This is a genomic window from Paraburkholderia kururiensis JCM 10599 = LMG 19447, assembly GCF_003986935.1.
Taxonomy (GTDB): Bacteria; Pseudomonadota; Gammaproteobacteria; order Burkholderiales; family Burkholderiaceae; genus Paraburkholderia; species Paraburkholderia kururiensis.
The window spans coordinates 1-245 of record NZ_RJZE01000150.1 but is presented as its reverse complement, the minus strand read 5'-3'; the positions used below and the strand labels follow the sequence as shown (position 1 = coordinate 245).

1 pseudogene is annotated in these 245 nt (G+C 60.8%); it reads left to right on the top strand.

Annotated elements, in window-relative coordinates:
* Positions 1-245, top strand: a pseudogene (locus PKKP23_RS33675) (IS110 family transposase); the annotation flags it as partial.

Genomic DNA, 245 nt, shown 5'->3' with positions numbered 1-245 from the left:
TCGGAATTCGGTGTAGTGCTGCCACAGAGCCCGGAGAAGTTGCGCAGGTACATCACGGAACATCTGGACACATTGCCAGGCTGGGCGAAGCGTAGCATCAGCGATCTGCTCGAGCATGCTGGCCATATCGAGGATCGCCTGCTCGAATACGACCGCGCGATCGCTGAGATCGCGCGTGCGGATGCGCGCAGCAAGAGGCTGATGCAATTGCTCGGCATCGGCCCGACCACGGCCAGTGCATTGCT